Origin of the sequence: Collinsella sp. LCP19S3_B7 (genome assembly GCF_052121795.1) — a bacterium.
Taxonomy (GTDB): Bacteria; Actinomycetota; Coriobacteriia; order Coriobacteriales; family Coriobacteriaceae; genus Collinsella.
In genome coordinates this window covers 1-653 of record NZ_JBQKDO010000044.1, presented here as the reverse complement: position 1 = coordinate 653, position 653 = coordinate 1, and the positions used below count along the sequence as shown (strand labels likewise).

1 protein-coding gene is annotated in these 653 nt (G+C 58.0%); it reads right to left on the bottom strand.

All coding sequences use genetic code 11. From position 1 onward, the window contains the following. Positions 1–112 precede the first annotated feature (112 nt). Positions 113–653 (bottom strand): ATP-binding protein (locus tag ACTQW0_RS08505; protein ID WP_441567782.1); only part of this gene is annotated, 541 nt, incomplete at its 5' end.

The window sequence follows — 653 nt, the reverse complement described above, 5'->3', positions numbered from 1 at the left end:
TGTTTGTGTCAAGCTCGGGCTTTCAATTGAGGCAGCGGTTCTTTTCACACGTGGCAAGGAAAGGTTTCAGGTTTGGCAAAGGCGTGCCTCTTTCTCTCTTTGGCTTTGCCTCTTAGCCCCTTCGGGCCATAGGCGAGGCCTCCATCCTCTTCGTCGGCCCCTCGAACACGACCAGGTGGCCGTAGTGGACGATTCGGTCGATCATGGCAGCCGCCATCTGGTCGTCGGTCAGGATCTTTCCCCACCTGCTGAACTCAAGATTCGTGGTCACGATAAGGCTTCTCCTCTCGTAGCACTTGTTCACCACCTGGTACAGGAGCTTGGCGCCATCTTGGTTTATGGGAAGGTACCCAAGCTCGTCCAGTATCACCAGATCGGCCCTCTCGACCTCTTTGAACACCTTCTCCAAGGTTCCCTCGGCTTCGGCCTTGGTCATCCTCACGACGAGGTCTGCGATCGTCGTGAACATCACCGTCATCCCCATGGCGCAGGCTGCGGTTCCGCACGCTATGGCCATGTGGGTCTTGCCGTTCCCCACGCCGCCGTACAGGACGAGGTTCTGCTTGTCTGCAATGAACCTGCAGCTCTCGATGCCCCCGCGTCCGATCTCCTCCGGCACCTTTACCCTCGACCAGTCGTACCCTTCGAAGGTC